Annotated in this window: 19 protein-coding genes, 1 tRNA gene and 1 riboswitch; of the genes, 7 read left to right on the top strand and 13 right to left on the bottom strand. The window is 65.9% G+C overall.

Translation table 11 applies throughout. From position 1 onward, the window contains the following. Positions 1-140 precede the first annotated feature (140 nt). The 8 genes from ACK8OU_RS07525 to ACK8OU_RS07490 all read right to left on the bottom strand — a co-directional run bounded on the left by ACK8OU_RS07525 (position 141) and on the right by ACK8OU_RS07490 (position 10,490). Entirely contained in the window at positions 141-1,076 is a 936-nt protein-coding gene (locus tag ACK8OU_RS07525) for a 2-hydroxyacid dehydrogenase (RefSeq protein WP_410302765.1), read from the bottom strand. A gap of 10 nt (positions 1,077-1,086) precedes the next feature. Beyond that, positions 1,087-2,226: a rod shape-determining protein RodA gene (gene rodA, locus ACK8OU_RS07520; RefSeq protein WP_410302752.1), complete on the bottom strand. Its 1,140-nt coding sequence runs from the start codon at positions 2,224-2,226 to the stop codon at positions 1,087-1,089. Further along, complete coding sequence (gene mrdA / locus ACK8OU_RS07515; RefSeq protein ID WP_410302751.1) at positions 2,223-4,166, bottom strand: penicillin-binding protein 2; 1,944 nt, start codon at positions 4,164-4,166, stop codon at positions 2,223-2,225. Before mrdA ends, rodA begins: the two co-directional genes overlap by 4 nt. Further along, positions 4,163-4,702 (bottom strand): rod shape-determining protein MreD, encoded by a 540-nt coding sequence (locus ACK8OU_RS07510; protein WP_410302750.1) that lies wholly within the window; start codon positions 4,700-4,702, stop codon positions 4,163-4,165. The genes mrdA and ACK8OU_RS07510 overlap by 4 nt, the downstream gene beginning before the upstream one ends. Next, positions 4,695-5,630 (bottom strand): rod shape-determining protein MreC, encoded by a 936-nt coding sequence (gene mreC / locus ACK8OU_RS07505; protein WP_410302749.1) that lies wholly within the window; start codon positions 5,628-5,630, stop codon positions 4,695-4,697. The genes ACK8OU_RS07510 and mreC overlap by 8 nt, the downstream gene beginning before the upstream one ends. A gap of 28 nt (positions 5,631-5,658) precedes the next feature. Next, entirely contained in the window at positions 5,659-6,696 is a 1,038-nt protein-coding gene (locus tag ACK8OU_RS07500; protein WP_410302748.1) for a rod shape-determining protein, read from the bottom strand. Positions 6,697-7,095: 399 nt separating this feature from the next. Continuing rightward, positions 7,096-8,661 (bottom strand): 2-isopropylmalate synthase, encoded by a 1,566-nt coding sequence (locus ACK8OU_RS07495; RefSeq protein ID WP_410302747.1) that lies wholly within the window; start codon positions 8,659-8,661, stop codon positions 7,096-7,098. A gap of 365 nt (positions 8,662-9,026) precedes the next feature. Beyond that, a complete protein-coding gene (locus ACK8OU_RS07490; protein WP_410302746.1) occupies positions 9,027-10,490 on the bottom strand; it encodes an MORN repeat-containing protein in 1,464 nt (487 codons plus the stop codon). 228 nt (positions 10,491-10,718) lie between these two features. On the opposite strand from ACK8OU_RS07490, the gene ACK8OU_RS07485 reads away from it, so the two are divergent. Further along, on the top strand, positions 10,719-12,377 hold the full coding sequence (locus ACK8OU_RS07485) for an NAD+ synthase (protein ID WP_410302745.1): 1,659 nt from the start codon (positions 10,719-10,721) through the stop codon (positions 12,375-12,377). Between the two features lie 95 nt (positions 12,378-12,472). Here the strand turns inward: ACK8OU_RS07485 and ACK8OU_RS07480 are convergent, their stop codons facing one another. From ACK8OU_RS07480 to ACK8OU_RS07470, 3 genes are all read right to left on the bottom strand, one after another. Next, positions 12,473-13,420: a 1-phosphofructokinase family hexose kinase gene (locus ACK8OU_RS07480; protein WP_410302744.1), complete on the bottom strand. Its 948-nt coding sequence runs from the start codon at positions 13,418-13,420 to the stop codon at positions 12,473-12,475. 94 nt (positions 13,421-13,514) lie between these two features. Next, positions 13,515-14,447, bottom strand: coding sequence for an MBL fold metallo-hydrolase (locus ACK8OU_RS07475; RefSeq protein WP_410302743.1), 933 nt, complete (start codon positions 14,445-14,447; stop codon positions 13,515-13,517). Between the two features lie 95 nt (positions 14,448-14,542). Beyond that, a complete protein-coding gene (locus tag ACK8OU_RS07470) occupies positions 14,543-14,950 on the bottom strand; it encodes a metallopeptidase family protein (protein ID WP_410302742.1) in 408 nt (135 codons plus the stop codon). 78 nt (positions 14,951-15,028) lie between these two features. On the opposite strand from ACK8OU_RS07470, the gene gltX reads away from it, so the two are divergent. From gltX to ACK8OU_RS07440, 6 genes are all read left to right on the top strand, one after another. Beyond that, complete coding sequence (gene gltX / locus ACK8OU_RS07465; protein WP_410302741.1) at positions 15,029-16,357, top strand: glutamate--tRNA ligase; 1,329 nt, start codon at positions 15,029-15,031, stop codon at positions 16,355-16,357. A 153-nt stretch (positions 16,358-16,510) separates the two neighbouring features. Continuing rightward, positions 16,511-16,613: riboswitch (glycine riboswitch) on the top strand. 146 nt (positions 16,614-16,759) lie between these two features. Next, positions 16,760-17,881 carry a glycine cleavage system aminomethyltransferase GcvT gene (gcvT, locus tag ACK8OU_RS07460; RefSeq protein ID WP_410302740.1) on the top strand — a complete coding sequence of 374 codons (1,122 nt, stop codon included), beginning with the start codon at positions 16,760-16,762 and terminating at the stop codon, positions 17,879-17,881. A 12-nt stretch (positions 17,882-17,893) separates the two neighbouring features. Beyond that, the gene (gene gcvH / locus ACK8OU_RS07455; protein ID WP_410302739.1) at positions 17,894-18,247 is read left to right on the top strand and encodes a glycine cleavage system protein GcvH; all 354 of its coding nucleotides are present in this window, start codon (positions 17,894-17,896) and stop codon (positions 18,245-18,247) included. 7 nt (positions 18,248-18,254) lie between these two features. Beyond that, a complete protein-coding gene (gene gcvP, locus ACK8OU_RS07450; RefSeq protein ID WP_410302738.1) occupies positions 18,255-21,119 on the top strand; it encodes an aminomethyl-transferring glycine dehydrogenase in 2,865 nt (954 codons plus the stop codon). 151 nt (positions 21,120-21,270) lie between these two features. After that, positions 21,271-21,717: a thioredoxin family protein gene (locus ACK8OU_RS07445; protein WP_410302737.1), complete on the top strand. Its 447-nt coding sequence runs from the start codon at positions 21,271-21,273 to the stop codon at positions 21,715-21,717. A 107-nt stretch (positions 21,718-21,824) separates the two neighbouring features. After that, positions 21,825-21,900, top strand: a tRNA-Ala gene (locus ACK8OU_RS07440). 201 nt (positions 21,901-22,101) lie between these two features. Here ACK8OU_RS07440 and ACK8OU_RS07435 read toward each other — a convergent pair. Then, on the bottom strand, positions 22,102-22,398 hold the full coding sequence (locus tag ACK8OU_RS07435; protein WP_410302736.1) for a hypothetical protein: 297 nt from the start codon (positions 22,396-22,398) through the stop codon (positions 22,102-22,104). Positions 22,399-22,646: 248 nt separating this feature from the next. After that, positions 22,647-23,564, bottom strand: a complete 918-nt coding sequence (locus tag ACK8OU_RS07430; RefSeq protein ID WP_410302735.1) for a glycoside hydrolase family 26 protein — start codon at positions 23,562-23,564, stop codon at positions 22,647-22,649. Positions 23,565-23,574 lie beyond the last annotated feature (10 nt).

Genomic DNA, 23,574 nt, shown 5'->3' with positions numbered 1-23,574 from the left:
ACAGGCCGCCCAGTCGGGTGGTTACACTACCCGGGGGGGGGGGGGGCCCCCCCCCCCCCCCGTGTCACAAACGGCAAGGCCGGGGGTTTTGCACCCCCGGACCCCCGCAGGATATTTTCACAAAGCCGAAGAAAAGGGGCTCAGTAGCCGCGGGTCCGGTCTGCGCGGAACAGGAACGGTTCTGCCGCTTCGCCGCGGCGGATGTTTTCGGCAATAACCCGCGCCGCCGAGGCGGGGCGCGTCTCGGCCGCGATATGGGGGGTGACGGTTACGCGCGGATGCGCCCAGTAGGGGTGATCGGCGGGCAGCGGTTCCGTTCTGAACACATCAAGCGTCGCTTGTGCGATCTGGCCGGTATCAAGGGCTGCCAGCAGCGCCGTGTCGTCGATCAGCGGGCCGCGACCGGGGTTCAGGATCACCGCCCCCTTCGGCATCGCGGCCAGCGCGGCGGCGCCGATCAGGTTTGTGGTGTCGGGCGTGTCGGGCAATACCGTGACAAGGATTTCAGCGCGCGACAGGGCTGTCTGCAGGCCTGCAGGACCGGACAGGCAATCGATGCCGGGCAGGGTTTTGGACGTGCGGCTCCAGCCTGTCACGCGGAAGTTCAGGCGGGCAAGCATCTGCGCACAGGCCCCGCCCAGTTCACCCAGTCCCAGGACCACAACATTCCGGTCCCGTGCAAGTGGCGGAGTTTCGGCGTTGCGCCAGATCCCATCCTGGCAGGCCAGCCAATGATCCAGGCCCAGATGGGTGCGCAGGACATGGCCGGTGACCCATTCCACCATCCCCTCGCGCAGGCCCACATCGACCATGCGGCACAGCGGCTGGGTCAGGGTCGGGTTGCCGATGATGCGTTCCACCCCGGCCCAGAGGCTGAGCACCGCCTTGGCCCGCGTGAACGGGGTGAAATCGGTGACGGGGCCGCCGGGGGCATAGATCAGGTAATCCACCTGCGCGGGATCGGCCTCGGGTCCGACGATCCGCACCTGCAGCCCGGCCTCGGCGAAGGCCTTGGCAAGGGCGGGTTCATAGGTGGGCCAAAGCCTGTCGGGGGCGGCGAAGCGAATATTGGGCATGTCGATCCTTTCAGCGGGGGCGGTGGACATGGGCGCTTTGCACGACGCCGAAGGCCATCAGCAGGATCATCATCGCGGTTCCGCCATAGGACACAAGGGGCAGGGGGGCGCCCACGACCGGGATCAGCCCCATCACCATCGCCATGTTGACGGTGACGAAGACGAACAGCGTGCCGCCGATGCCCAGCGTGACGATCGCCGAATAGCGGTCACGGTTGGACAGCGCCGACAGGATGCAGAACGCCAGGATCAGCGCGTAAAGCATCAGCAGCGAAAAGGCCCCGACAAAGCCGAATTCCTCGGCCAGGGTGGTGAAGATGAAATCGGTGTGCTTTTCGGGCAGGAAGTTCAGCCGGCTTTGCGTGCCCTGCATGAAGCCCCGGCCCGCCCAGCCGCCCGATCCCAGCGCGATCTGCGCCTGCATGATGTTGTAGCCCGCGCCCAGCGGGTCGGAACCGGGGTCAAGGAAGGTATCGATGCGGCGGAACTGATAGTCGTGCAACAGTTGCCAGGGCGTGCCGCGGCTTTGCAGCACGGCGAAGATCAGCCCCGCGCCGGCCGCAAGTACGGTGGCGAAATACCACAGGCTGACACCTGCCACGAACATCACGATCCCCCCGCCCAGGATCAGCATGATGGATGTGCCCAGGTCGGGCTGTTTCAGCACCAGCGCCGTAGGCAGCAGGATCAGCGCCACCGGAATGGCCACCCACAGCGGCCGCGAGGTGCGCGATACGTCGAGCCAGTCGTAATAGGCCGCCAGCATCATCACCAGCGCGACCTTCATCAACTCTGAGGGTTGCAGCCGGAAGGGGCCGATCTCAAGCCAGCGCTGGGCGCCCATGCCGATGTCGCCGAACAATTCCACCGCGACCAGCAGCAACAGCGCCACGACATAGACCAGCGCCGAGACATTGCGCCAGAACCAGATCGGCACGAAGGCCACCACCAGCATCGCCGCCATGCCCAGCCCGAAGCGCTTGATCTGCGGTTCCGCCCAGGTCTGCAGATTGCCGCCCGCGACGGAATACAGCATCAGAAAGCCGGTGCAGGCCACCGCCGTCAGCAGGATGATCAGCGGCCAGTTCAGATACAGAACCTTGCGCAGCCCGGTGGGCACGGTCTTCAGATTGGCCTCAAGATAGCTCATGCGCGCGACCTTCCGCCGGGCAGGGTGTCGGGGTCGATCAGCTGCAGGCTGTCCTGCAGGGTCTTGATCCGTCCGCGCTGGCTTTCGGGATAGGCGGCCAGCGGCGGCACCCCGCCATGCAGCGCGAACAGCAGGATGTCGCGGGCAACGGGGGCGGCCGCGCTGGCCCCCCCGCCGCCATGTTCGACCACAAGGCTGATCGCATAGCGCGGGTTGTCAAAGGGTGCATAGCCCACGAACAGGCCGTGGTCGCGGCGGTTCCAGGGCAGCTGGTCGTTGCTGATCACGCCGCGCGCGCGTTCGGCGGCGGTGATGTTGCGCACCTGGCTGGTGCCGGTCTTGCCCGCCATCGTCCATTCCGCCGCCACGATGCGCGACCCGTTCGCGGTACCGCGGCGCGAATTGACCACCGCCGACATGCCGCGGCGCACCAGGTCAAGAAACCCCGGTTGCAGGTCCAGGTCCGGGGCTTCGGGGATTGCCACCTCGATCCCGTCGACCGACCGCACCAGCCGGGGCACCACGGCCTTTCCGGTGGCGATGCGCGCCGTCATCACCGCCAGATGCAGCGGCGAGGTCAGCACATAGCCTTGCCCGATCGAGGCGTTGATCGTGTCGCCCACGCGCCAGTCCTGGCCATAGCGTTCCTGCTTCCAGGCACGGGTGGGCGCCAGCCCCTCGGCCACGGCGGACATCGGCAGGTCGTGGCGCACCGCGACGCCCAGCCGCCGCGCCATTTCGGAAATCTTGTCGATCCCGACGCGCTGGGCGATGTCATAGTAATAGACGTCGCAGGATTGTTCGAGGCTCTGGATCAGGTCCATCCGACCGTGGCCCGCGCGCTTCCAGCAGTGGAACCGCCGGCCGCTGACCTCAAGGTGGCCGGGGCAATAGACGGTTTCGCCGGGCTTGATCACGCCCGCTTCCAGCGCGGCCAGCGCGGTCACCATCTTGTAGGTCGATCCGGGCGGGTAAAGCCCCTGCACGGTCTTGTCGGCCAGGGGGCGGTGGTCGTTTTCCATCAAGGCGCGGTAATCGGGCCCCGATATGCCGCGTACGAACAGGTTGGGGTCGAAGGCGGGCGACGAGCAGATCGCCAGCAGATCGCCGGTCCGCACATCCATCACCACCGCGGCGGCGCTTTCCTCGCCCATCCGGGCGGCGGCATAATTCTGAAGCCGGTAATCCAGCGCCAGTTGCAGGTTGACGCCCGGTTCGCCTTCCTGGCGGCCCAGCTCGCGTATCTCGCGCCCGGCGGAATTGACCTCAACCCGGCGCTGGCCGGCGCGGCCGCGCAGTTGATCTTCGAACTTGGCCTCGATGCCCAGCTTGCCCAGCTGGAATTTCGGGATGTGCAGCAAGGGGTCGGGGTTTTCGATCTGGCCCAGGTCGTAATCGGATACCGGTCCGACATAGCCCACGGCATGGGCAAAGTCGGGCCCCTGCGGATAGGCGCGCGACAGGCCCACATCGGGGGTGATGCCGGGCAGGGCAGGGGCGTTGACGGCGATGCGGGAAAACTCTTCCCAGCTCAGCCGGTCTGCGATGGTCACGGGGGCCGTGGGCGCGCGGCGGCGGATTTCCCCCAGCAACTCGGCGGTCTGTTCATCCGACAGCGGGATCAGGCGGCGCAGATCGGCAATCACCGTGTCCACATCACCGGCATCCTCGCGCGTGATCGTCACGCGATAATTCTGTTCGTTGCCTGCGATCAACACGCCGTTGCGGTCATGGATCAGCCCGCGTGCCGGCGGGATCAGCCGGATCTTGACGGAATTGCCGTCGGCCAGCAGGCGGAATTCCTCGGCCTGTTGCAGCTGCATCTTGCGCATCCGCAGGCCAAGCACCGCGACCATCGCCGCCTGTGCCGCGCCCAGCAACAACCCGCGCCGGGTGATCTGGCGGCTGCTTTCCTGTGCCTTGCGGGCCGAACGTCTCATAGCCGGTGCCCCAACGCATCGACCTCGCCGGGTGCGGCGCGGCGCAGGCCAAAGGCCAGCCGCGAGGCCGCCACCACGACCGGATAGGCCGCCAGCGTGGCCAGAAGCCGCAGCAGATCCTGCCCCAGCCCCGGCTGCGGTACCATCGCCAGCGCCAGAACCGCGCGGTTGCCCAGGAACATCGCCGCCAGCACCCCGCCGATCACCAGCCATTCCAGCATGAAGGGCAGATTGCGCAGGGCCTGTTCGCGCCGGCGCAGGAATTCGGTTCCCAGCAGCACCATCAGCGGCCAAAGCCCCGGCGGGCGCATGAACATCAGATCCTCCAGCAAAATGACCGCAACGATCAGCGGTGCCGGAACATAATCGGGCCGGCGCAGTACCCAGGCAAGCGTCAGCGCCAGAAAGATGTCGGGGCCGGGCAGTCCGCCGGTGCCCGGTGACAATGGCAGCAGGCGCAGGAACAGGATCACCGCGGCAATCGCCAGAAACAGGGCGCGATGCACAAGGCGGCGGGTGGACAGCGGATCAACCATCGCCGCGGCCGTCCCCGGCGGCGTCACCCTGCGCTGCCCCGTCCCCGGCCCCTGTATCGGCATCGGCATCGGCGGCGGGCGGGATCAGCGGGCCCGCATCGCGCAGCTGTTCGGCCGGGTGACTGCGCAGAACGCGCAGGAAATCCAGCCGCTCATAATCGGCGGCAAGGCGCACCCTGAGCCGCCGGTCGGGGCCCTGCAGCACCTGCCCCACCAAAAGCCCCGCCGGAAACACCCCGCCATCGCCCGAAGAAATCACCCGGTCGCCCGGGCGCACCTGTTCGGGGCTTTCGATGAAATCCACCAGCGGCAGCCCCGAATTGTCCCCCGCCAGGATTGCCTTCTGCCCCGAGGGCTGAATCGTCACTGGTATCCGGCTGGACGGATCGGTCAGCAGGATCACCCGGCTGGTCGTACGTCCCACCCCCGAAAAGCGCCCCACCAGACCCAGCCCGTCCATCGTCGCCCAACCATCCACGATTCCGTCGCGCGAGCCCACGTTCAGCAGCACCGATTGCCGGAACGGGCTGCCCGAATCGGCCAGCACCACACCCGACACGCTGGTCAGCTTGGGGTCCAGCCGCACCTGGTTCTGCGCCAGCAACTTGGCATTTTGCTGTTCCAGCTGCACGGCGGCCTCTTTCCAGGCCTTCATCTGCTGCAATTCGCGCCGCAGTTCCTGGTTCTGCTGATAGATCCGGGCATAGGACTGAAACCCCTCGACCATGCCCAGCACATGGGTCACCGGGACCATTGCCCAGTCGAAGGTCGGCACGAAACGGTCGATAAAGGCCGCGCGGAACCGTTCCACGCGCGGGCTGTCGATGCGCCAGATCAGGAAGGTCGCGGACAGGATCAACACCAGCACCGCAATAAGGATGCGGCGCAGCGGTCCTGCATAATCCTGATCGTCGCGGTGTCTGGCCAAGGCGTCCTCGTGTCAGGGCCGGCGGCGCTCAGCTGTCGTAATCGATCACATGGCGAAGTTGCTTTTCATATTCCAGCGCCTTGCCGGTGCCAAGCGCCACGCAGTTCAGCGACTGATCCGCGATCGAGATCGACAGCCCGGTCTGCTCGCGCAAGCTCAGGTCCAGATCGCCCAGCAGCGCACCGCCCCCCGTCAGCATCACGCCGCGGTCGACAATGTCGGCGGCCAGATCCGGCGGCGTCGCTTCCAGCGCCTGCATCACCGCGTCGCAGATCTGCTGCACCGGCTCGGCCAGGGCTTCGGCCACCTGGGCCTGGTTGATCTCGGTCTCTTTCGGCACGCCGTTCAGAAGGTCGCGCCCGCGCACCAGAATGGATGCGCCGCGCCCGTCATCGGGCATCCGTGCGGTGCCGATCGTGGTCTTGATCCGCTCGGCGGTGGATTCGCCCACCAGAAGGTTCTGGTTGCGGCGCAGATAGGAAATGATCGCCTCATCCATGCGGTCGCCACCCACCCGGACCGAACGCGCATAGACGATGTCGCCCAGGCTCAGCACCGCCACCTCGGTGGTGCCGCCGCCGATATCCACCACCATGCTGCCGGTCGGGTCGGTGATCGGCATGCCCGCCCCGATGGCGGCCGCGATCGGTTCCGCGATCAGCCCCGCACGCCGCGCCCCCGCCGAGATCACCGACTGGCGGATCGCCCGCTTTTCCACCGGCGTTGCGCCATGGGGCACGCAGACGATCACTTTCGGCTTCGAAAACGTCGTGCGCTTGTGCACCTTGCGGATGAAATGCTTGATCATCTGTTCGGCGCTGTCGAAATCGGCAATCACCCCGTCGCGCATCGGCCGGATTGCCTCGATGCTGCCCGGGGTGCGGCCCAGCATCAGCTTGGCATCCTCGCCCACCGCCAGAACCTGCTTCTTTCCGTCCTTGACGTGATAGGCCACGACGGAAGGTTCGTTCAGGATGATCCCGCGCCCCTTTACATAGACAAGCGTGTTCGCCGTCCCAAGGTCGATTGCCATGTCCGACGAAAAGATACCGCCAAGTCCCGCCATCTGTGTCCCACCCCGATTGTCTGCTGGACGCCGACTCGCGCCGCGCTGCGCAAACCTGCCCGGCCCGTATAGGCAAAGCGCGCGCTTTGCGGAAGCGGATTCCCTTGAACCGCCAGGCTACGGGGCGACATTCCGCCGGGGCGGATCGCCATCATATTCGTTATGCAACCTTCCGTGAATATTTCAGGCATTATATTCGCTATATTTTGCACTTTTCCAACATCTCACAAATCCGCGTGCCGGTCGTGCAAATCGCGACAGGCCAGAGCGTCGCACGCGCAAGCGAATCGACCGCGCCCATGTCCGGGCGCGGCCTTGCTTTCGGATTTGCGAAAATATCCTCGGGGGGTGAATTGGCGCGATGCGCCAAGAGGGGGGCAGACAGCCCCCCTTCCGCCCTTACAGATGATAGCTGACGGATTTCACATCCGCATCCGGTGCCGTTTTCTGGCTGCGCACGCGCAGCCGGTTCAGTGCGCCGACATAGGCCTTGACGCTGGCCAGGATCGTGTCGGTATCCGCGGCCGATCCGGTGACGATCCGGCCGTCTTCCTCCAGCCGCACGCTGACGGTGGCCTGCGCATCCGTGCCTTCGGTGACCGCATGCACCTGATACAGCTTCAGCCGCGCCTTGGTCGGATAGATCTCCTTCACCGCGTTGAACACGGCATCCACCGGCCCGTCCCCGGTGGTCGAGGCGGTCTTTTCCGCGCCATCCACCAGCATCTTCAGATCCGCGGTCTGCCCGTCCGACCCGCAGATGACGCGCAGCCATTTGACCTGCAGGTAATCGCTGTCGGTATTGGCCGCCTGATCGGCCATCAGCGCGACCAGATCCTCGTCGTAGATTTCCTTCTTGCGGTCCGCCAGCGCCTTGAAGCGGACAAAAACGTCCTTCAGCTGGTTCTCGCCCATCTCAAAGCCCAGATCGGCCAGTTTGGCGCGCAGCGCGGCGCGGCCCGAATGCTTGCCCATGGCGATATTGGTTTCGTTCAGCCCGATGTCGGCGGGGCGCATGATCTCAAAGGTCTCGACGTTTTTCAGCACGCCATCCTGATGGATGCCCGATTCATGCAGGAAGGCGTTCTTGCCGACGATGGCCTTGTTGAACTGCACCGGAAAGCCCGAAACCTGGCTGACGCGGCGCGACAGGTTCATGATCTTCGTCGTGTCGATGCCGGTGCGATAGGGCAGCAGGTCGCGGCGGACCTTGATCGCCATCACCACCTCTTCCAGCGCGGTGTTGCCGGCCCGTTCACCCAGGCCGTTGATCGTGCATTCGATCTGGCGCGCGCCGGCGGTCACTGCCGCCAGGCTGTTGGCGGTGGCCATGCCCAGGTCGTTGTGGCAATGGGTGGCAAAGATCACCTGATCGGCGCCGGGCACCCGTTCCAGCAGCATGCGGATGATTTCGGCGCTTTCCTCGGGCAGGGTATAGCCCACGGTGTCGGGGATGTTGATCGTTGTGGCGCCCGCCCTGATTGCGGCTTCCACAACGCGGCACAGATAGTCGCGTTCGGTGCGGATCGCATCCATTGCCGACCACTGCACATTGTCGCACAGGTTGCGCGCATGGGTCACGGTGTCGTGGATGCGGGCGACCATTTCATCCTGGTTCAGCGCGGTGATGTCGCGGTGCAGCGGCGAGGTGCCGATGAAGGTGTGGATGCGCGGCTGGCGGGCGTGTTTCACCGCCTCCCAGCAGCGGTCGATATCGGCGAAATTCGCGCGCGCCAGCCCGCAGATCACCGAATTCTTCGCGTTGCGGGCAATGGCGGATACGGCTTCGAAATCGCCTTCCGAGGCGATGGGAAAGCCCGCCTCGATGATGTCGACGCCCATGTCATCCAGCAGCTGGGCGATTTCCAGCTTTTCGTCATGGGTCATCGTGGCGCCGGGCGATTGTTCGCCGTCGCGCAGGGTGGTGTCGAAAATCAGGACGCGGGGTTCATCGGTGGTGGTCATGTCAGTCTCCTGTGGCAGGTCAGTCGCTGCGATCTTTCGCTGTGATCTTTGGGCGCTGGTCACCTCCGAGCGGTCGCGCCCAAGGGCACGCTCAGAGGCTGCTAAGGAGAAGGAGACCACGGAGATTCAGGGCGCAGGCCGCGCCCGAAGCTGCGAATATGTGCAGGGTCCGTGTCATGGCGGCGACTATATGCGCCGTGCCGGAAAAGAAAAGACCAAATTTGCCCGTGATGCGTAAGACGGATGGGCCCGCAAGAGGCGGCAAAAGCAGGTGCGGCGCACGAGGGGCCTTGGTGATCAGGGATATGGGCGGGATCGGCGCTGCGCTGGACGGGGCGGATCTGGCGCGGCGCGGGGCGCTGGGGTCAGTTGCCAGCCGCTGATCCGGCCGGCGCCTCTGCCGGACCATCCTGCGGCGTATCCGTTTGCGGCGCGGTATTCTCGGTCAGGGTGTTTTCCGACCATGTGCCTGTGGCGACCTCGCCGGTCTTGTAGCGCATTACCCCCTTGCCCTGGCGCTTGCCGCGGACAAAGCTGCCCTCATAGACATCGCCATTGGCATAGGTGGCGACGCCTTCGCCATCGATCTCGCCATCCTTCCAGCCGCCGTCATAGCGAAAGCCGTCGGCCATGGTGATGCGTCCCTGGCCCGCGCGCTGGCCGTTTTCAAAGCCGCCTTCGTAAACGGTGCCATCGGCATAGGTGGCGCGTCCCTGGCCGTGGCGCTGCCCATCGGCCCAGTCGCCTTCATAGATGTAACCGTCGGGATAGGTCATCTTGCCCTTGCCGTGGTTGCGCGCGGCCAGGAATTCGCCCTCATAGACCAGCCCGTTGGCATAGGTCGCGATGCCCGCGCCCTCGATCACGCCCGCGGCCCAGTCACCGTCATAGGTGGACCCGTCGGGATAGGTGATGCGGCCCTTGCCATGCGGCAGATCGTTCAGGAAAGCCCCCGCATAGACCGATCCGTCGGGATAGGTGACCTTGCCCATCCCCTCGATCCGGCCTTCCATCCAGTCGCCTTCATAGACATAGCCGTCGGTGCCGCGGAAGCTGCCCTTGCCCTGGCGGCGGTCGGCGACAAAGCCGCCTTCGTAGATGTCGCCATTGGCATAGGTCACCTTGCCGGTGCCATCGCGCCGGCCATTGGCCATCGCGCCTTCGTAGATGTCGCCATTGGCCTGCACCAGCCGCCCCTGGCCGTGCATCTGGCCTTCTTTCCAGCTGCCCTCATAGGTCAGCCCGTCGGCCATCGTCAGCTTGCCCTGGCCCGCGCGCTGGCCCGCCAGAACGTCGCCGTCATAGACCGCGCCGTCGGGATAGGTGATCAGGCCCTTGCCCTGTTTGGTGCCCATCACCCAGTCGCCGTCATAGCGGTAGCCGTCGGGGTTCTGCAAAACGCCTTTCCCGTGGTGCAGCGCGCCCTTGAAGCCGCCGGTATAGGTCGATCCGTTGGCATAGCGCGCGGTTCCCCCGCCGGTGATCTCGCCCGCGATCCAGTCGCCCTCATAGGTGCCGCCGTCGGCAAAGACGATCCGCCCCTTGCCCTGCGGCTTGCCCGCGACGAACTGGCCTTCGTAGACCGAACCATTGGCAAAGCGCGCCTGGCCCTGGCCCAGGATTTCCCCCATCACCCAGTCGCCGTCGTATTCATAGCCCGAAGGCAGGGTATATTTGCCCCGGCCGTGCTGCTTGCCGTCCTTGAACGTGCCCTCATAAAGGCCGCCGTCGTCATATTGCTTGGTCACGATGTCCTGCGCCAGCGCGGCCGGGGCGATCCCTGCCATGGCCATTGCCAGACCGATGCCGTGAAGCTGTTTGCGAAGCATTGTGACCCTTCTCCCAGAAGCTGGTACCCGGTCGGGCGGGGGCAGGCAGGCCCGCCGCGCGCGCACCCCGGGCGCGTTGCGAACCCTAAAGCGCGCGCGTCCCTTAGACAAGCGCCCCGGCAGGGACCGGGCGCGGGAACCGGGGGGCAGGGGGCGGGTTTTCGCCAGCGGGCTTTTCCTTGGCGGCGCATCTGCTAAACCCTTTGGGCAAACCGAAAGGAAGATCGCATGGCCGACCGTTTCCGCCTGACCCTTGCACAGCTGAACCCCACGGTGGGGGATTTCCGGGCCAATGCCGCCAAGGCGCTGGCGGCCTGGCGCGCGGGGCGCGATGCGGGCGCCGACATGGTGGCCCTGCCCGAGATGTTCCTGACCGGCTATCAGACGCAGGATCTGGTGCTGAAGCCCGCCTTCGTGGCCGATGCCATGGCGGTTATGGAGGAACTGGCCGGCCAGATTGTCGATGGCCCCGCGCTGGGCATCGGCGGGCCGTTTGCGGACCCGGGCGGCCTTTACAATGCCTGGTGGGTGATCGAACGGGGCCGCGTGGTGGCAAGGATGCTGAAACACCACCTGCCGCATGACGACGTGTTCGATGAAATGCGGCTGTTCGATTCCGGGCCGATTTCCGGGCCCTACCGGATCGGACCGCTGCGCATCGGAACGCCGGTTTGCGAAGATGCCTGGCATGAGGATGTGGCCGAGACGCTGGCCGAAACCGGGGCCAAGATCCTGCTGGTTCCGAACGGCTCGCCCTATCGGCGGGGCAAGCTGGACCTGCGGCGCAATGTGACCGTGGCGCGGGTGGTCGAGACCGGGCTGCCGCTGGTCTACCTGAACATGGTCGGCGGGCAGGACGATCAGCTGTTCGACGGCGCAAGTTTCGTGTTGAACCCGCATGGCGAGCTGGCGGTGCAGCTGCCCGCCTTCGACGAGGGTATCGAACACGTCGATTTCGAGCGCGGTGCCGGGGGCTGGCGCTGTCTGACCGGGACGCGCGCGGTGCAGCCCGACGACTGGGAACAGGATTACCGCGCGATGGTGCTGGGCCTGTCGGACTATCTGCGCAAGTCGGGGTTTTCAAAGGTGGTTCTGGGCTTGTCGGGGGGGATCGATTCGGCACTGGTCGCGGCGATCGCGGCCGATGCGGTGGGGCCTGCGAATGTGCGCTGCGTGATGCTGCCCTCGGAATACACCTCGGCGGAGTCGCTTGAGGATGCGGCGGCGGTGGCCGAACGGTTGGGCTGCCCACTGGACCGGGTGGGGATCGAAGGGCCGCGTGCCGCCGTAGCGCAGGCGCTGGCGGGCGTGATGGCGGGTACGAATCCCGACCTGACCGAGGAAAACATCCAGTCGCGCCTGCGCGGGCTGATGCTGATGGCGATTTCCAACAAGTTCGGGGAAATGCTGCTGACCACGGGCAATAAATCCGAGGTCGCGGTGGGGTACTGCACCATTTATGGCGACATGGCGGGGGGGTATAACCCGCTGAAGGATCTGTATAAAACCCGCGTTTTTGAAACATGCCGCTGGCGCAACGCGAACCACCGCCCCTGGATGGCGGGCCCCGCGGGCGAGGTGATCCCGCCGCGGGTGATCGACAAGCCCCCAAGTGCCGAGCTGCGCCCAGACCAGAAGGATCAGGACAGCCTGCCCCCCTATGAGGTGCTGGATGCCATCCTGGAACGGCTGATCGAGGGCGATCAGCCGGTGGCCGAGGTCGTCGCGGCGGGCTTTGACCGCGCCACGGTGAAGCGGGTCGAGCATCTGGTCTATATCTCGGAATGGAAACGCTATCAGTCGGCGCCCGGACCGCGGTTGAGCACGCGGGCCTTCTGGCTGGACCGTCGTTATCCGATGGTCAACCGCTGGCGCGATCCGGGCTGAGGCGCGGGCGGGCGGGGAGCGGGTCAGGGGGCGCTGCCCCCTCGGCGCGTTGCGCCGTACCCCCGGAGTATTTCGGCCAAGAAGAAGCCGCGGGGTCAGAGGCGGACAAGCCGGCATTGCGGCAGCAGGCGGCGCACGTCGCGGGCGCGGCAGAGGTCTGTGGCCGGGGTCATCACCGCGGCGGCGGCGGCGGCGGTGCCGTGGCGCAGGGCCTCGGGCAGGGGGGCGCCGCGCGCGGTTGCCAGGGTGAAGCCCGCGACGAAACTGTCGCCCGCGCCCACGCGTGAGGTGACGGGAACCTGGGGCGCGGTGGCGCACCAGCGGTCTTCGGCGGTTGCCATCACATTGCCTTCGGCCCCGCGCGCCAGGATCACCGCCCGCGCCACCCCGTCGCGCACCAGCGATGCGGCGAAATCGGCGCTGTCGGCCGCGGTATCGAGGCGGCTGCCCGCCAGGTGCCGGGCCTCAAGGTCGTCGAGGCGCAGGACATCGGCGGGGGGCGTTGTGATGGTGCGCAGTTTCTGCAGCGCCGCGCCGGAAATGTCGAGGAGCAGCTGGCTGCGGCAGCGCGCGATGCGGGCGGCCAGGCGGGCGGAGAAATCGTCTGGCAGGCCCGGGGGCAGGCTGCCCGACAGAACCGTCAGCCCCCCCGTGGGCGCCGCGCGGACGATGCGTGCCAGCGCGCGGTTCATCGCGGCGAGCGTCCAATCGGGGCCGGGCATGACAAAGCGGTATTGTGCGCCGCTGGACAGATCGGTGGCGGTCATGCTCTGGCGGGTTTCCCCGGGGGCGGGAAAGGGCATCAGGCCGATGCCGGTTTCGGCCAGAAGCCGCATCACCTTGTCGCCCGTGGGGCCGCCCACCGCCACGAAAGCGGTCGAGGTGCCGCCCAGTTCGTGGATCGCGCGGCTGACATTGATGCCGCCGCCGCCGGGGTCGGTGTCGGGGCGTGAGCAGCGCAGCTTGCGGTCGGGGGTGATCGCCGGGGCGGTAATCGACAGGTCGACGGTGGGGTTCAGGGTGATCGTCAGGATCGGTTTCATTGCGTGGCGTCCTTGGGCGGGGGCCAGAGTGCCAGCTTTTGCCGCGTCCGCCAAGCGGTCGGGGGCCGTGGGTCCGCCCCACGGCCCCGCCGGATCACAGGCTGAGCTGGTAGGAGGCGGGGACGAAGCGGAAGCCCGCGCCCTTCGGTTCCAGATACCCCATCGCGGGGAAGGGCATGTGATAGCCGGTGAAGGGCAGCCGGTCGGCCGCGATCATGCCCAGCAGTTCCTTGCGGGTGGCGGCGGCGGCGGCCTTGTCCATGTCAAAGCGCACCTCCCAGTCGGGCTGTTCCAGCGACCAGACGTAATGGTTGGCGGCATCCGCGATGACGATCAGGCCCTGTCCCTCGCTTTCGATGCGCCAGGCCATGTGGCCGGGGGTGTGGCCGAAGGCCTCGATGGCCGAGATGCCGGGGGCGGCTTCGCCGCCTTTTTCGACGAAGGTCATCTTGTCGTTCAGCGGCTTGACCCTGGTATCGAAGCCCTCGTTCCCGGCGGCGGACCAGTGGTTGTGTTCCACGGCGCCGGTGACGTAGCGGGCATTGGCGAAGGTGGCAGTGGTGCCGTCGGACAGTCCGCCGATGTGGTCGCCGTGCATGTGGGTCAGCACCACGACATCAACCTGATCGGGGGTGACGCCCGCTGCCGCCAGCGCCGCGGTGATGCCGGCGGGGTCGTTGCCGGTGTCGAACAGCACCAGTTCGGCCCCGGTATTGACCAGCGTGGGGGTGAAGTAGAAGCGCGCGGCCTCAACCGGGATGAAGGCCGCGGCGGATACGGCGGCAAAATCCTCGGGCGTGGCGTTCAGGCCAAAGATTTCCTGCGGCTTTTCCACGATGCGGGTGCCGGACAGCAGGGTCGTCACCTCATAATTGCCCAGTTTGACGCGGTGGAAGGGGGCGATGGCGGGGCCTGCCATCGGCGCATTGGCCAGGGCCGCGCGCGGGCGGGCGATCATCGCGGCGGCCAGCGGTACGGCTGCCGCCCCCAGCAGCGCGCTGCGGCGGGTGAATGTGGGTTCGGTCATGGGGGCCTCCCTCTTGTTGCCATAAGGCCGAGGTAGGGCGGCGGTGAAAAAGGGCAATACTGCAGGGCAATACTGTGGTGCGACCTGCGCCGGGGTCATTCCCACCAGCGGTCGATGGCGGCGATGTCGTCATCGGACCAGCCGAAATGATGGGCGAGTTCATGCACATAGACATGCGCCACCAGCGCATCCAGCGCCACATCCCCGCGCCCGGCCCATTCATCCAGGATCGGGCGGCGGAACAGCCAGATCACATCGGGGCCGGCCTGCTGATCCATCACCGATTTCCGGGTCAGGGGAATGCCGTCGTAAAGGCCGGTCAGATCGAAGGGGTCATCAATTCCCATTCCGGCCAGGATCGCGTCGGGGGCGAAATCCTCGACCCGCAGCACGACCTGCGCGGCGGCGGTGGCAAAGGCCCGCGGAAGGGTCAGGCGCGCGGCCTCGGCCATGGTTTCGATCGCGGTCAGGTCGGGCGCCGCGCGGCCCTGCCAATCGGTCATTCCTGTCTCCTTGCTCTGGCCCCGATATGGACAAAAGCCCCGCCCTGTGAAAGAGCAGGATGAACAGGAGTTGCACCCATGACCACGGTTACCCGCTTTGCCCCTTCGCCCACCGGCTATATCCATGTCGGCAACCTTCGGACCGCGCTGTTCAACTATCTGATCGCGCGCAAGACCGGCGGCACCTTTATCCTGCGGCTGGACGATACCGACCAGGAACGCTCGAAGCAGGAATATGCCGATGCGATCATGGAGGATCTGGAGTGGCTGGGCCTGACCTGGGACCGGGTGGAACGCCAGTCGGACCGGATCGACCGGTATGAGGCGGCGGCCGAAAGCCTGCGCCGGACGGGCAAGCTGTATGAATGTTTCGAAAGCCCGACGGAACTGGACCTGAAGCGCAAGAAGCTTCTGAACATGCATCGCCCGCCGGTCTATGACCGCGCTTCGCTGAAGCTGACCGATCTGGAAAAGGAGCGGATGCGCGAAGAGGGGCGTGAAGGCTATTGGCGGTTCCTGCTGGATCAGACCCGGATCGAATGGCCCGACGGGATTCTGGGCGACATCTCGATCGATGCGGGCTCGGTGTCGGACCCGGTGCTGATCCGGGCGGACGGGCAGGTGCTGTATACCTTTGCCTCCTCGGTCGATGACATCCAGATGGGGGTCACGCATATCGTGCGCGGCGCCGACCATGTGACCAATACCGCGACCCAGATCCAGATCATCGAGGCGCTGGGCGGCAAGCCGCCGGCCTTTGCGCATCACAGCCTGCTGACCGGCGCGCAGGGCGAGGAATTGTCGAAACGGCTGGGCACGCTGAGCCTGCGCGACCTGCGCGCCAATGGCATCGCGCCCGAGGCGCTGCTGAGCCTGATGGCGCGGCTGGGATCGAGCCAGCCGGTCGAGCTGCGCATGAGTCTGGATGAGCTGGCCGATGGGTTCGACCTGGGCCAGTTCGGCGCGGCCCCCACCAAATTCGATGCCGAGGACCTGATCCCGCTGACGCGCGCGCGCAACCAGCAGCTGCCCTATGCCGCGGTGGCCGACCGGATCCGCCATCTGGGCGTTCCCGACGCGTTGGCCGAGGCGTTCTGGGCGGTCGCCTCGAAGAATATCGACAAGCTGGATGACCTGCAGCACTGGGCCGATCTGGTGCTGGAAGGCGCCGATCCGGTGATCGATGCCGAGGATGCGGAGTTTGTGGCGACCGCGCTGCAGATGTTGCCGCCCCCGCCCTATGGCGCGCAAAGCTGGGCCGACTGGACGGCCGCGGTGAAAGAGGCCACGGGCCGCAAGGGCAAGGGGCTGTTCATGCCGCTGCGCAAGGCCCTGACGGGTCAGGCGCATGGTCCCGAGATGGCCGATCTGATGCCGCTTTTGCAAAAGGTCCGCGCCCGCGGCTGAGGGCGCAGCCGGGGCGCTGCCCCGGACCCCGGGATATTTTTGCAAAGCCGAAGAGGGCGGGGCGGTTGACCCCGCCCTGTCGTTTTTTCCGGCTGCGGCGCCGGTTGCGATTTCCCCGCTTGCGCGGAGGCAAGGTGCTCGGGTAGCAAGGAAAGGTCAGGATCGGGAGAATCCGGGTGGCCAGGTTTGGCCGATCCGGTGCCGAAGGAGCAACCGCCCCGGTAAACTCTCAGGCGCAAGGGACCGTTCTGGCAAAGGACTCTGGAGAGTGGCTGCAAGGCCCGCCGAAGGGATAACGATCTCAGGCGCCCGCAAGGGTAGGGACAGAGGGGGCATCGTTTTGGGCGGGCGCAGCCTGTCCTGGATTCGGTGCCGGGGGACCGGCTGACAGAGGGGGGCGGCATGACCGACCTGTTGCGGACCGGTCTTTATGACCTGCATGTGGAACTGGGCGCGAAAATGGTGCCTTTCGCGGGCTATGAGATGCCCGTGCAATATCCGATGGGTGTGCTGAAGGAACATCTGCACACCCGCGCCGCCGCGGGCCTGTTCGATGTCAGCCATATGGGCCAGGTGATCCTGCGCGCGCAATCGGGCAAGGCGGCGGATGCGGCCGCCGCGCTTGAGGCGCTTGTTCCGGTGGACCTGATGTCGCTGGCCGAGGGGCGGCAGCGCTATGCGATGTTCACCGATGCGGCGGGGGGCATTCTGGATGACCTGATGGTGGCAAATCGCGGCGATCATCTGCTTGTCGTGGTGAACGCGGCCTGCAAGGCGCAGGACCTGGCGCATATGCGCGGGCATCTGGACCTGGAGGTGCAGGAAATCACCGGTCGCGCGCTTCTGGCGCTGCAGGGACCGGCGGCGGAAACCGCGCTGGTGCGGCTGGTGCCGGGCGTGGCGGCGATGCGCTTCATGGATGTGGGCGTCTTTGACTGGCAGGGGGCGGCGCTTTGGGTGTCGCGGTCCGGCTATACCGGCGAGGACGGGTTCGAGATTTCCGTGCCCGATGCGCAGGCGCTGGCCTTTGCCCGCGCGCTTCTGGCGATGGCCGAGGTCGCGCCGATCGGTCTTGGCGCGCGCGACAGCCTGCGGCTTGAGGCGGGGCTGTGCCTGTATGGCCATGACATCGACACCACCACCAGCCCGGTCGAGGCCGCGCTGACCTGGGCGATCCAGAAGGCCCGCCGGACGGGTGGTGCGCGCGCGGGCGGGTTCCCGGGCGCGGACCGTATTTTGCGTGAACTGGCCGAAGGCCCGGTGCGCCGCCGTTTTGGCCTGCGCCCCGAGGGCCGCGCGCCGATGCGCGAGGGGGTGGAACTTTACGCCGGCCCCGAAGGTGGCGCGCCGATTGGCCGCGTGACCTCGGGCGGATTCGGGCCGTCGATCAATGCACCGATGGCGATGGCCTATCTGCCCGCCGACCTGCCCGAAGGGGCCACCGTTTATGGCGATCTGCGCGGCAAGCGCCTGCCTGCCCGCATTGTGCCGATGCCCTTCCAACCCACCACCTACAAGCGCTGAGGAGCGTTTCCGATGAAATATACAGAAGATCATGAATGGCTGCGCGTCGAAGGCGATCTGGTCGTCGTGGGGATCACCGAACATGCCGCCGAGGCACTGGGCGACGTGGTATTCGTCGAACTGCCCGAAGCGGGGGACGTGTCGAAGGGCGATGAGATCTGCGTGATCGAATCGGTCAAGGCGGCCTCCGACATTCTGGCCCCGCTGGATGGCGAGATCGTCGAGGTGAACGAGGCCCTGGCCGAGACACCCGGCCTTGTGAACGAAGACCCGCTGGGCAACTGGTTCTTCAAGATGAAGGTCGCCGATCTGTCGGCGCTGGATGGCTTCATGGATGAAGCTGCCTACAAAGAGATGATCGGCTGAGGACATCATGGCTTTCACCCGTACGACCTACGATACCTACGATTTCGCCAACCGCCGCCACATCGGGCCAAGCCCCGCCGAAATGGCCGAGATGCTGAAGGCCGTGGGGGTGCAAAGCCTCGATGCGCTGATCGATGAAACGGTGCCAAAATCCATCCGCCAGTCACAGCCTTTGGGCTGGGCGTCGCTGACGGAACATGAGCTGCTGGAAAAGATGCGCGCGGTGGCGGCAAAGAACCGCGTGATGACCAGCCTGATCGGGCAGGGTTACTACGGCACCGTCACCCCGCCCGCGATCCAGCGCAACATTCTGGAAAATCCGGCCTGGTATACCGCCTATACCCCCTATCAGCCGGAAATCGCGCAAGGCCGGCTTGAGGCGCTGCTGAACTATCAGACCATGGTCAGCGACCTGACCGGCCTGCCCATCGCCAACGCCAGCCTGCTGGATGAGGCGACGGCCGCCGCCGAGGCGATGGCGATGGCAGAACGCGTTGCTAAATCGAAGGCGCGCGGCTTTTTCGTCGATGAAAACTGCCACCCGCAGACGGTCGAGGTGATCCGCACCCGCGCCTTGCCGCTGGGCATTCAGGTGATCGTGGGCGCGCCCGAGGCACTGGACCCTGCCACCGTTTTCGGCGCGATCTTCCAGTATCCGGGCACCTTCGGCCATGTGCGCGACTTCACCGACCAGATCGGGGCGCTGCATGCGGCCAAGGCGGTGGCAGTGGTCGCAACCGATCTGCTGGCGCTGTGCCTGCTGAAGGAACCGGGCGCGATGGGCGCCGATATCGCCGTGGGTTCGGCCCAAAGGTTCGGCGTGCCGATGGGTTATGGCGGGCCGCACGCGGCTTTCATGTCCTGCAAGGATGATTTCAAGCGCGCCATGCCGGGCCGGATCGTCGGGGTGTCGATCGACGCCAGGGGCAACAAGGCCTATCGCCTTTCCCTGCAGACCCGTGAACAGCATATCCGGCGCGAGAAGGCCACCTCGAACGTCTGCACGGCGCAGGCGCTGCTGGCGGTGATGGCCTCGTTCTACGCAGTGTTCCACGGGCCGGTGGGGCTTCGGGCCATTGCGGAAAAAGTGCATTTCAACGCAGTGAAACTGGCCGGCGCCCTGCGCGCGGCGGGCGCAAAAGTGCAACCCGAGGTGTTCTTTGACACGGTCACGGTCGAGGTCGGGGTGGGCCAGGCCGGCATTCTGGCCGCCGCCCGGCACCGCGGCATCAACCTGCGCAAGGTCGGGCGTGACCGGGTCGGGATTTCAGTCGATGAACTGACCGATGCGGGCGTCATCGCACGGGTTCTGGATGCCTTTGGCATCACCGACCCCGCAGCGGAACCGCAGGCGCCTGCCGTCCCCGAAGGGCTGCTGCGCCAGTCCGATTACCTGACCCATCCGGTGTTCCACATGAACCGGGCGGAATCGGAAATGATGCGCTACATGCGCCGCCTGTCGGATCGCGACCTGGCACTGGACCGGGCGATGATCCCGCTGGGGTCCTGCACGATGAAGCTGAACGCCGCGGCCGAGATGATGCCGATCACCTGGCCCGAATTTGGCAGCCTGCATCCCTTTGCCCCCGCCGATCAGGCGCTGGGATATAAAGAGGCGATCGACGATCTGACCGCCAAGCTGTGCGAAATCACCGGCTATGACGCCTTTTCCATGCAGCCCAATTCCGGCGCGCAGGGCGAATATGCGGGCTTGCTGACCATCGCCGCCTATCACCGCGCCCGGGGCGAGGGACACCGCAACATCTGCCTGATCCCGGTCTCGGCACATGGTACCAACCCCGCCTCGGCCCATATGGCGGGGATGGAGGTGGTCGTGGTGAAATCCGCCCCGAACGGCGATGTGGACCTTGAGGATTTCGAGGCCAAGGCCAGGGCCGCGGGCGGCAACCTGGCGGCCTGCATGATCACCTACCCCTCAACCCATGGCGTGTTCGAGGAAACCGTGCGCCGCATCTGCACGATCACGCATGAGCACGGCGGCCAGGTCTATCTGGACGGCGCGAACATGAATGCGCTGGTGGGGCTGGTGAAACCGGGCGAGATCGGCTCGGATGTCAGTCACCTGAACCTGCACAAGACCTTCGCCATCCCGCATGGCGGCGGCGGTCCCGGCATGGGCCCGATCGGGGTCAAGGCGCATCTGGCGCCCTACCTGCCGGGCCATCCGGAAACGGGGGGATCCGCGGGCGCAGGCCCGCAAGACAAAGACTATGCGGGCCCGGTGTCGGCTGCCCCCTATGGCTCGGCCTCGATCCTGCTGATCTCCTGGGCCTATTGCCTGATGATGGGCGGCGAGGGGCTGACCCAGGCGACCCGCGTGGCGATCCTGAACGCCAACTATATCGCGGCGCGGCTCAAATCGGCCTATCCGATCCTGTTCATGGGCAACCGCGGCCGGGTGGCGCATGAATGCATCCTCGACACCCGCCCCTTCGCCGAAGTGGGCGTGACGGTGGATGATATCGCCAAGCGTCTGATTGATAATGGCTTCCATGCCCCCACCATGAGCTGGCCCGTTTCCGGGACCCTGATGGTCGAGCCTACGGAATCCGAGACCAAGGCCGAAATCGACCGCTTCATCACCGCGATGCTGGCGATCCGCACCGAAATCCGCGCCGTGGAACAGGGCGAGATAACGGCCGAATCCTCACCCCTGCGCCACGCGCCGCACACGGTCGAGGATCTCGTCACCGATTGGGACCGTGCCTATAGCCGCGAGGCCGGCTGCTTCCCGCCCGGGGCCTTCCGTGTCGACAAATACTGGCCGCCCGTCGGCCGCGTCGACAATGTCTATGGTGATCGCAACCTGGTCTGCACCTGCCCGCCGGTCGAAGCCTACGCGGCAGAGTGAGCTTCTCCTTGCAGAAATACTCCCGCCGGAGGCGTCCGCGGGTATCGCCGGAGCCTCCGGCGGGAGTATTTCGTCCAAGAAGAAGCCGCATCTTGAAGGTCCTGCCCGATGCACCGATATATTCGGAAAGATGAATGCAAGGGGGCTTTGGATGGCCGAGACTGTGAAACTGACCTGTCTGGACTGTGGGCAGGCGAACCGGGTTCCGGCGGACAGGCTGGGGGCTGCGCCGAAATGTGGGATCTGCGGGGCCGGGCTTGTGGCGGGCAAGGTCGCGGCGCTGGATCTGCGCACACTGGAGAAAGCGGCGAAGAGCGATGATCTGCCGCTGCTGGTGGATTTCTGGGCGCCCTGGTGCGGCCCTTGCCGCGCGATGGCACCCGAATTTCAAAAGGCCGCGCAGATGCTGGCGCCCCGGGTTCGGTTGGCCAAGATCGATACGCAATCCAATCCTGATGCGGCGATCCGTTTCTCGATCCAGGGCATTCCGGCCTTCATCCTGTTCCATCGGGGACGGGAAATTGCGCGTCTGGCCGGCGCGCGGCCTGCGGCGGATCTGATATCCTTCGTGCAGGGAAAAATCCCCGTGCGGGTCTGAGTGTCCGCAGGCGCCGGGGCGGTGTGGGGGCGTGAAAATTCTTCGCAAACCGCTGCGGCGTCGCTTGACAATGCGCGTCGGTTGGGCGAAACACCCGCCCACGGTGAGGGGCAGTAGCTCAGTTGGGAGAGCGCGTCGTTCGCAATGACGAGGTCAGGGGTTCGATCCCCCTCTGCTCCACCAACCGTACCACAACCGTACCAGATGCATGAACCGGGCCACGCCGTGTCCCGGTTTTTCAATTTTCTGCGAGTAGGTTTACCCCGGAGGAACGGGCCACCGCAGAAACGGAAGCAGGTCTGCGGTCGGCGGGTGCCCGTGTCACATCGTCCGTGTCACATCGTCCGTGTCACACCGGGCGCGGCGCGGTCGGTGGTGTCGCGGTCAGCGGGAGTGGCACTGTGACTTGCGACCGAAGCCTGCGGGCGAGCAGACATAGCGCCCGCGGCCATGCACCACCCGGGTCAGGGCGCGTGGCTTTTGGGCGCTTGCGGTCTGCGGCCCCTTCTTGGCGCGCCAGTCGAAGCTGGCCGATCCCTTGCCTGCGACGCTGGACACCAGCACAGGCAACGCCCGGATTTCAGAGGCCGTGCTTTGTGCGGCAGCGGTGGTGGCTGTGCCAAGGCTGACCATGCACATGAGGGCGAACGCGCGCAGGGCGCGCGAGGAAAGGTCTTTCATGTCGAACTCCTGCCTCGATGGGTGGGCTGCTGCGCTTGGGCTGTGGGGCCTGTGTTGCAGCGTCTGCACCTCGGGATTTGGGACAATTTAGGGTCACACCGCCTTGCAGCGCAACCGGGGCCAAATCTGGGAATTTTCAGGGCAGGGGGGATCGCGGCGTGACGCGGGCGAATGTCGTTCGCTTTCAGCGTCTTGGTGGGCGGCAGGCGGTTGGCGGAAATCCGCCACGCCTGCCGCGATGGTTGGTTTCAGTCCAGAATCTGATTCTTCACGCGCCAATCGGGCATGCCGAACCCTTCCGGCCAGGGATAGACCTCGGGATAATTGAAATAGGCCACGCCCACCAGCGAGGGATATTCGGGCTTGGCCTGACGGACTTCATTGTCCCAGGCCTCGACATAGTCGCGCTGGCCGACATAGCCCAGTTCGGCCACCACGACCGGCTTGCCATAGGCGGCGGCACGTTCGTAGCGGGGCTTGAAGATTTCCTCATAGCTCCGGTCGCGGCCGAATTTTGCCTGATCCCAGGCCTGCAGGCCAAAGACCGAAATGCCGACCAGGTCCACATAGTCATCGCCGGGATAGTATTCTTCCATCCCTTCATCGCCCAGCGGCGACCACATCACCGTGATGTTCGGCGCCGAGGTGCGGCAGGTATCGACCATGCGCTTGTAGGCGGCGATGTAATCATCGGGTTTCCAGCCGGCCCAGATGAACTGGCCGTTGTCGTCGTCCATTTCGTGGCCCCAGCGCAGGGTGACCGGGCTTTCCAGCGTGGCCAGCACGTCGCAGACGGCCTTCATGTTGCCGTCATAGGCGCCCGAGGCGATGCCGCGGCGCAGATATTGCGCGGTATTGCGTTCGCTGCGCGACCAGGTCCAGGGTTCCAGCGTCACCAGAAGGGCGCGGTCGCGCGCCTTTGCATAGGCATCGGCGTCATTCAGCGAGGGCAGGTAGACATCTTCCCAGGGCAGGAACAGATGTTCGATCACCACCTCATTGTCATCTTCGAAATCCCCGTCTGGATCATAGACGCCAAAGGGAACGGTGCCGGGGGGGGCGGCCTGGGCGACCGCGCCAAAAGTGCCGAATGTGGCAATAAGCGCGGCGCACAGTGCGGCACGCAGCCGCCCGTTGCCACGGTTCGTCATGAAATCCTGTGCCATCTGGGCCTCC

It is taken from the genome of Pontitalea aquivivens (assembly GCF_046507575.1).
GTDB lineage: Bacteria > Pseudomonadota > Alphaproteobacteria > Rhodobacterales > Rhodobacteraceae > Pontitalea > Pontitalea aquivivens.
The sequence above is the reverse complement of the archived record's forward strand: the minus strand, read 5'-3'. Positions and strand labels throughout refer to the sequence as shown.

Excerpts from the sequence above, each read along its gene's own strand:
- ACK8OU_RS07525 (WP_410302765.1), bottom strand. The coding sequence starts at position 1,076 with ATGCCCAATATTCGCTTCGCCGCCCCCGACAGGCTTTGGCCCACCTAT.
- ACK8OU_RS07500 (WP_410302748.1), bottom strand. The coding sequence starts at position 6,696 with ATGGCGGGACTTGGCGGTATCTTTTCGTCGGACATGGCAATCGACCTT.
- ACK8OU_RS07435 (WP_410302736.1), bottom strand. The coding sequence starts at position 22,398 with ATGAAAGACCTTTCCTCGCGCGCCCTGCGCGCGTTCGCCCTCATGTGC.
- ACK8OU_RS07495 (WP_410302747.1), bottom strand. The coding sequence starts at position 8,661 with ATGACCACCACCGATGAACCCCGCGTCCTGATTTTCGACACCACCCTG.
- gcvH (WP_410302739.1), top strand. The coding sequence starts at position 17,894 with ATGAAATATACAGAAGATCATGAATGGCTGCGCGTCGAAGGCGATCTG.
- gcvP (WP_410302738.1), top strand. The coding sequence starts at position 18,255 with ATGGCTTTCACCCGTACGACCTACGATACCTACGATTTCGCCAACCGC.
- ACK8OU_RS07470 (WP_410302742.1), bottom strand. The coding sequence starts at position 14,950 with ATGACCGATTGGCAGGGCCGCGCGGCGCCCGACCTGACCGCGATCGAA.
- ACK8OU_RS07475 (WP_410302743.1), bottom strand. The coding sequence starts at position 14,447 with ATGACCGAACCCACATTCACCCGCCGCAGCGCGCTGCTGGGGGCGGCA.
- rodA (WP_410302752.1), bottom strand. The coding sequence starts at position 2,226 with ATGAGCTATCTTGAGGCCAATCTGAAGACCGTGCCCACCGGGCTGCGC.
- gcvT (WP_410302740.1), top strand. The coding sequence starts at position 16,760 with ATGACCGACCTGTTGCGGACCGGTCTTTATGACCTGCATGTGGAACTG.
- gltX (WP_410302741.1), top strand. The coding sequence starts at position 15,029 with ATGACCACGGTTACCCGCTTTGCCCCTTCGCCCACCGGCTATATCCAT.
- ACK8OU_RS07490 (WP_410302746.1), bottom strand. The coding sequence starts at position 10,490 with ATGCTTCGCAAACAGCTTCACGGCATCGGTCTGGCAATGGCCATGGCA.
- ACK8OU_RS07510 (WP_410302750.1), bottom strand. The coding sequence starts at position 4,702 with ATGGTTGATCCGCTGTCCACCCGCCGCCTTGTGCATCGCGCCCTGTTT.
- ACK8OU_RS07445 (WP_410302737.1), top strand. The coding sequence starts at position 21,271 with ATGGCCGAGACTGTGAAACTGACCTGTCTGGACTGTGGGCAGGCGAAC.
- ACK8OU_RS07430 (WP_410302735.1), bottom strand. The coding sequence starts at position 23,564 with ATGGCACAGGATTTCATGACGAACCGTGGCAACGGGCGGCTGCGTGCC.
- mrdA (WP_410302751.1), bottom strand. The coding sequence starts at position 4,166 with ATGAGACGTTCGGCCCGCAAGGCACAGGAAAGCAGCCGCCAGATCACC.
- ACK8OU_RS07480 (WP_410302744.1), bottom strand. The coding sequence starts at position 13,420 with ATGAAACCGATCCTGACGATCACCCTGAACCCCACCGTCGACCTGTCG.
- ACK8OU_RS07485 (WP_410302745.1), top strand. The coding sequence starts at position 10,719 with ATGGCCGACCGTTTCCGCCTGACCCTTGCACAGCTGAACCCCACGGTG.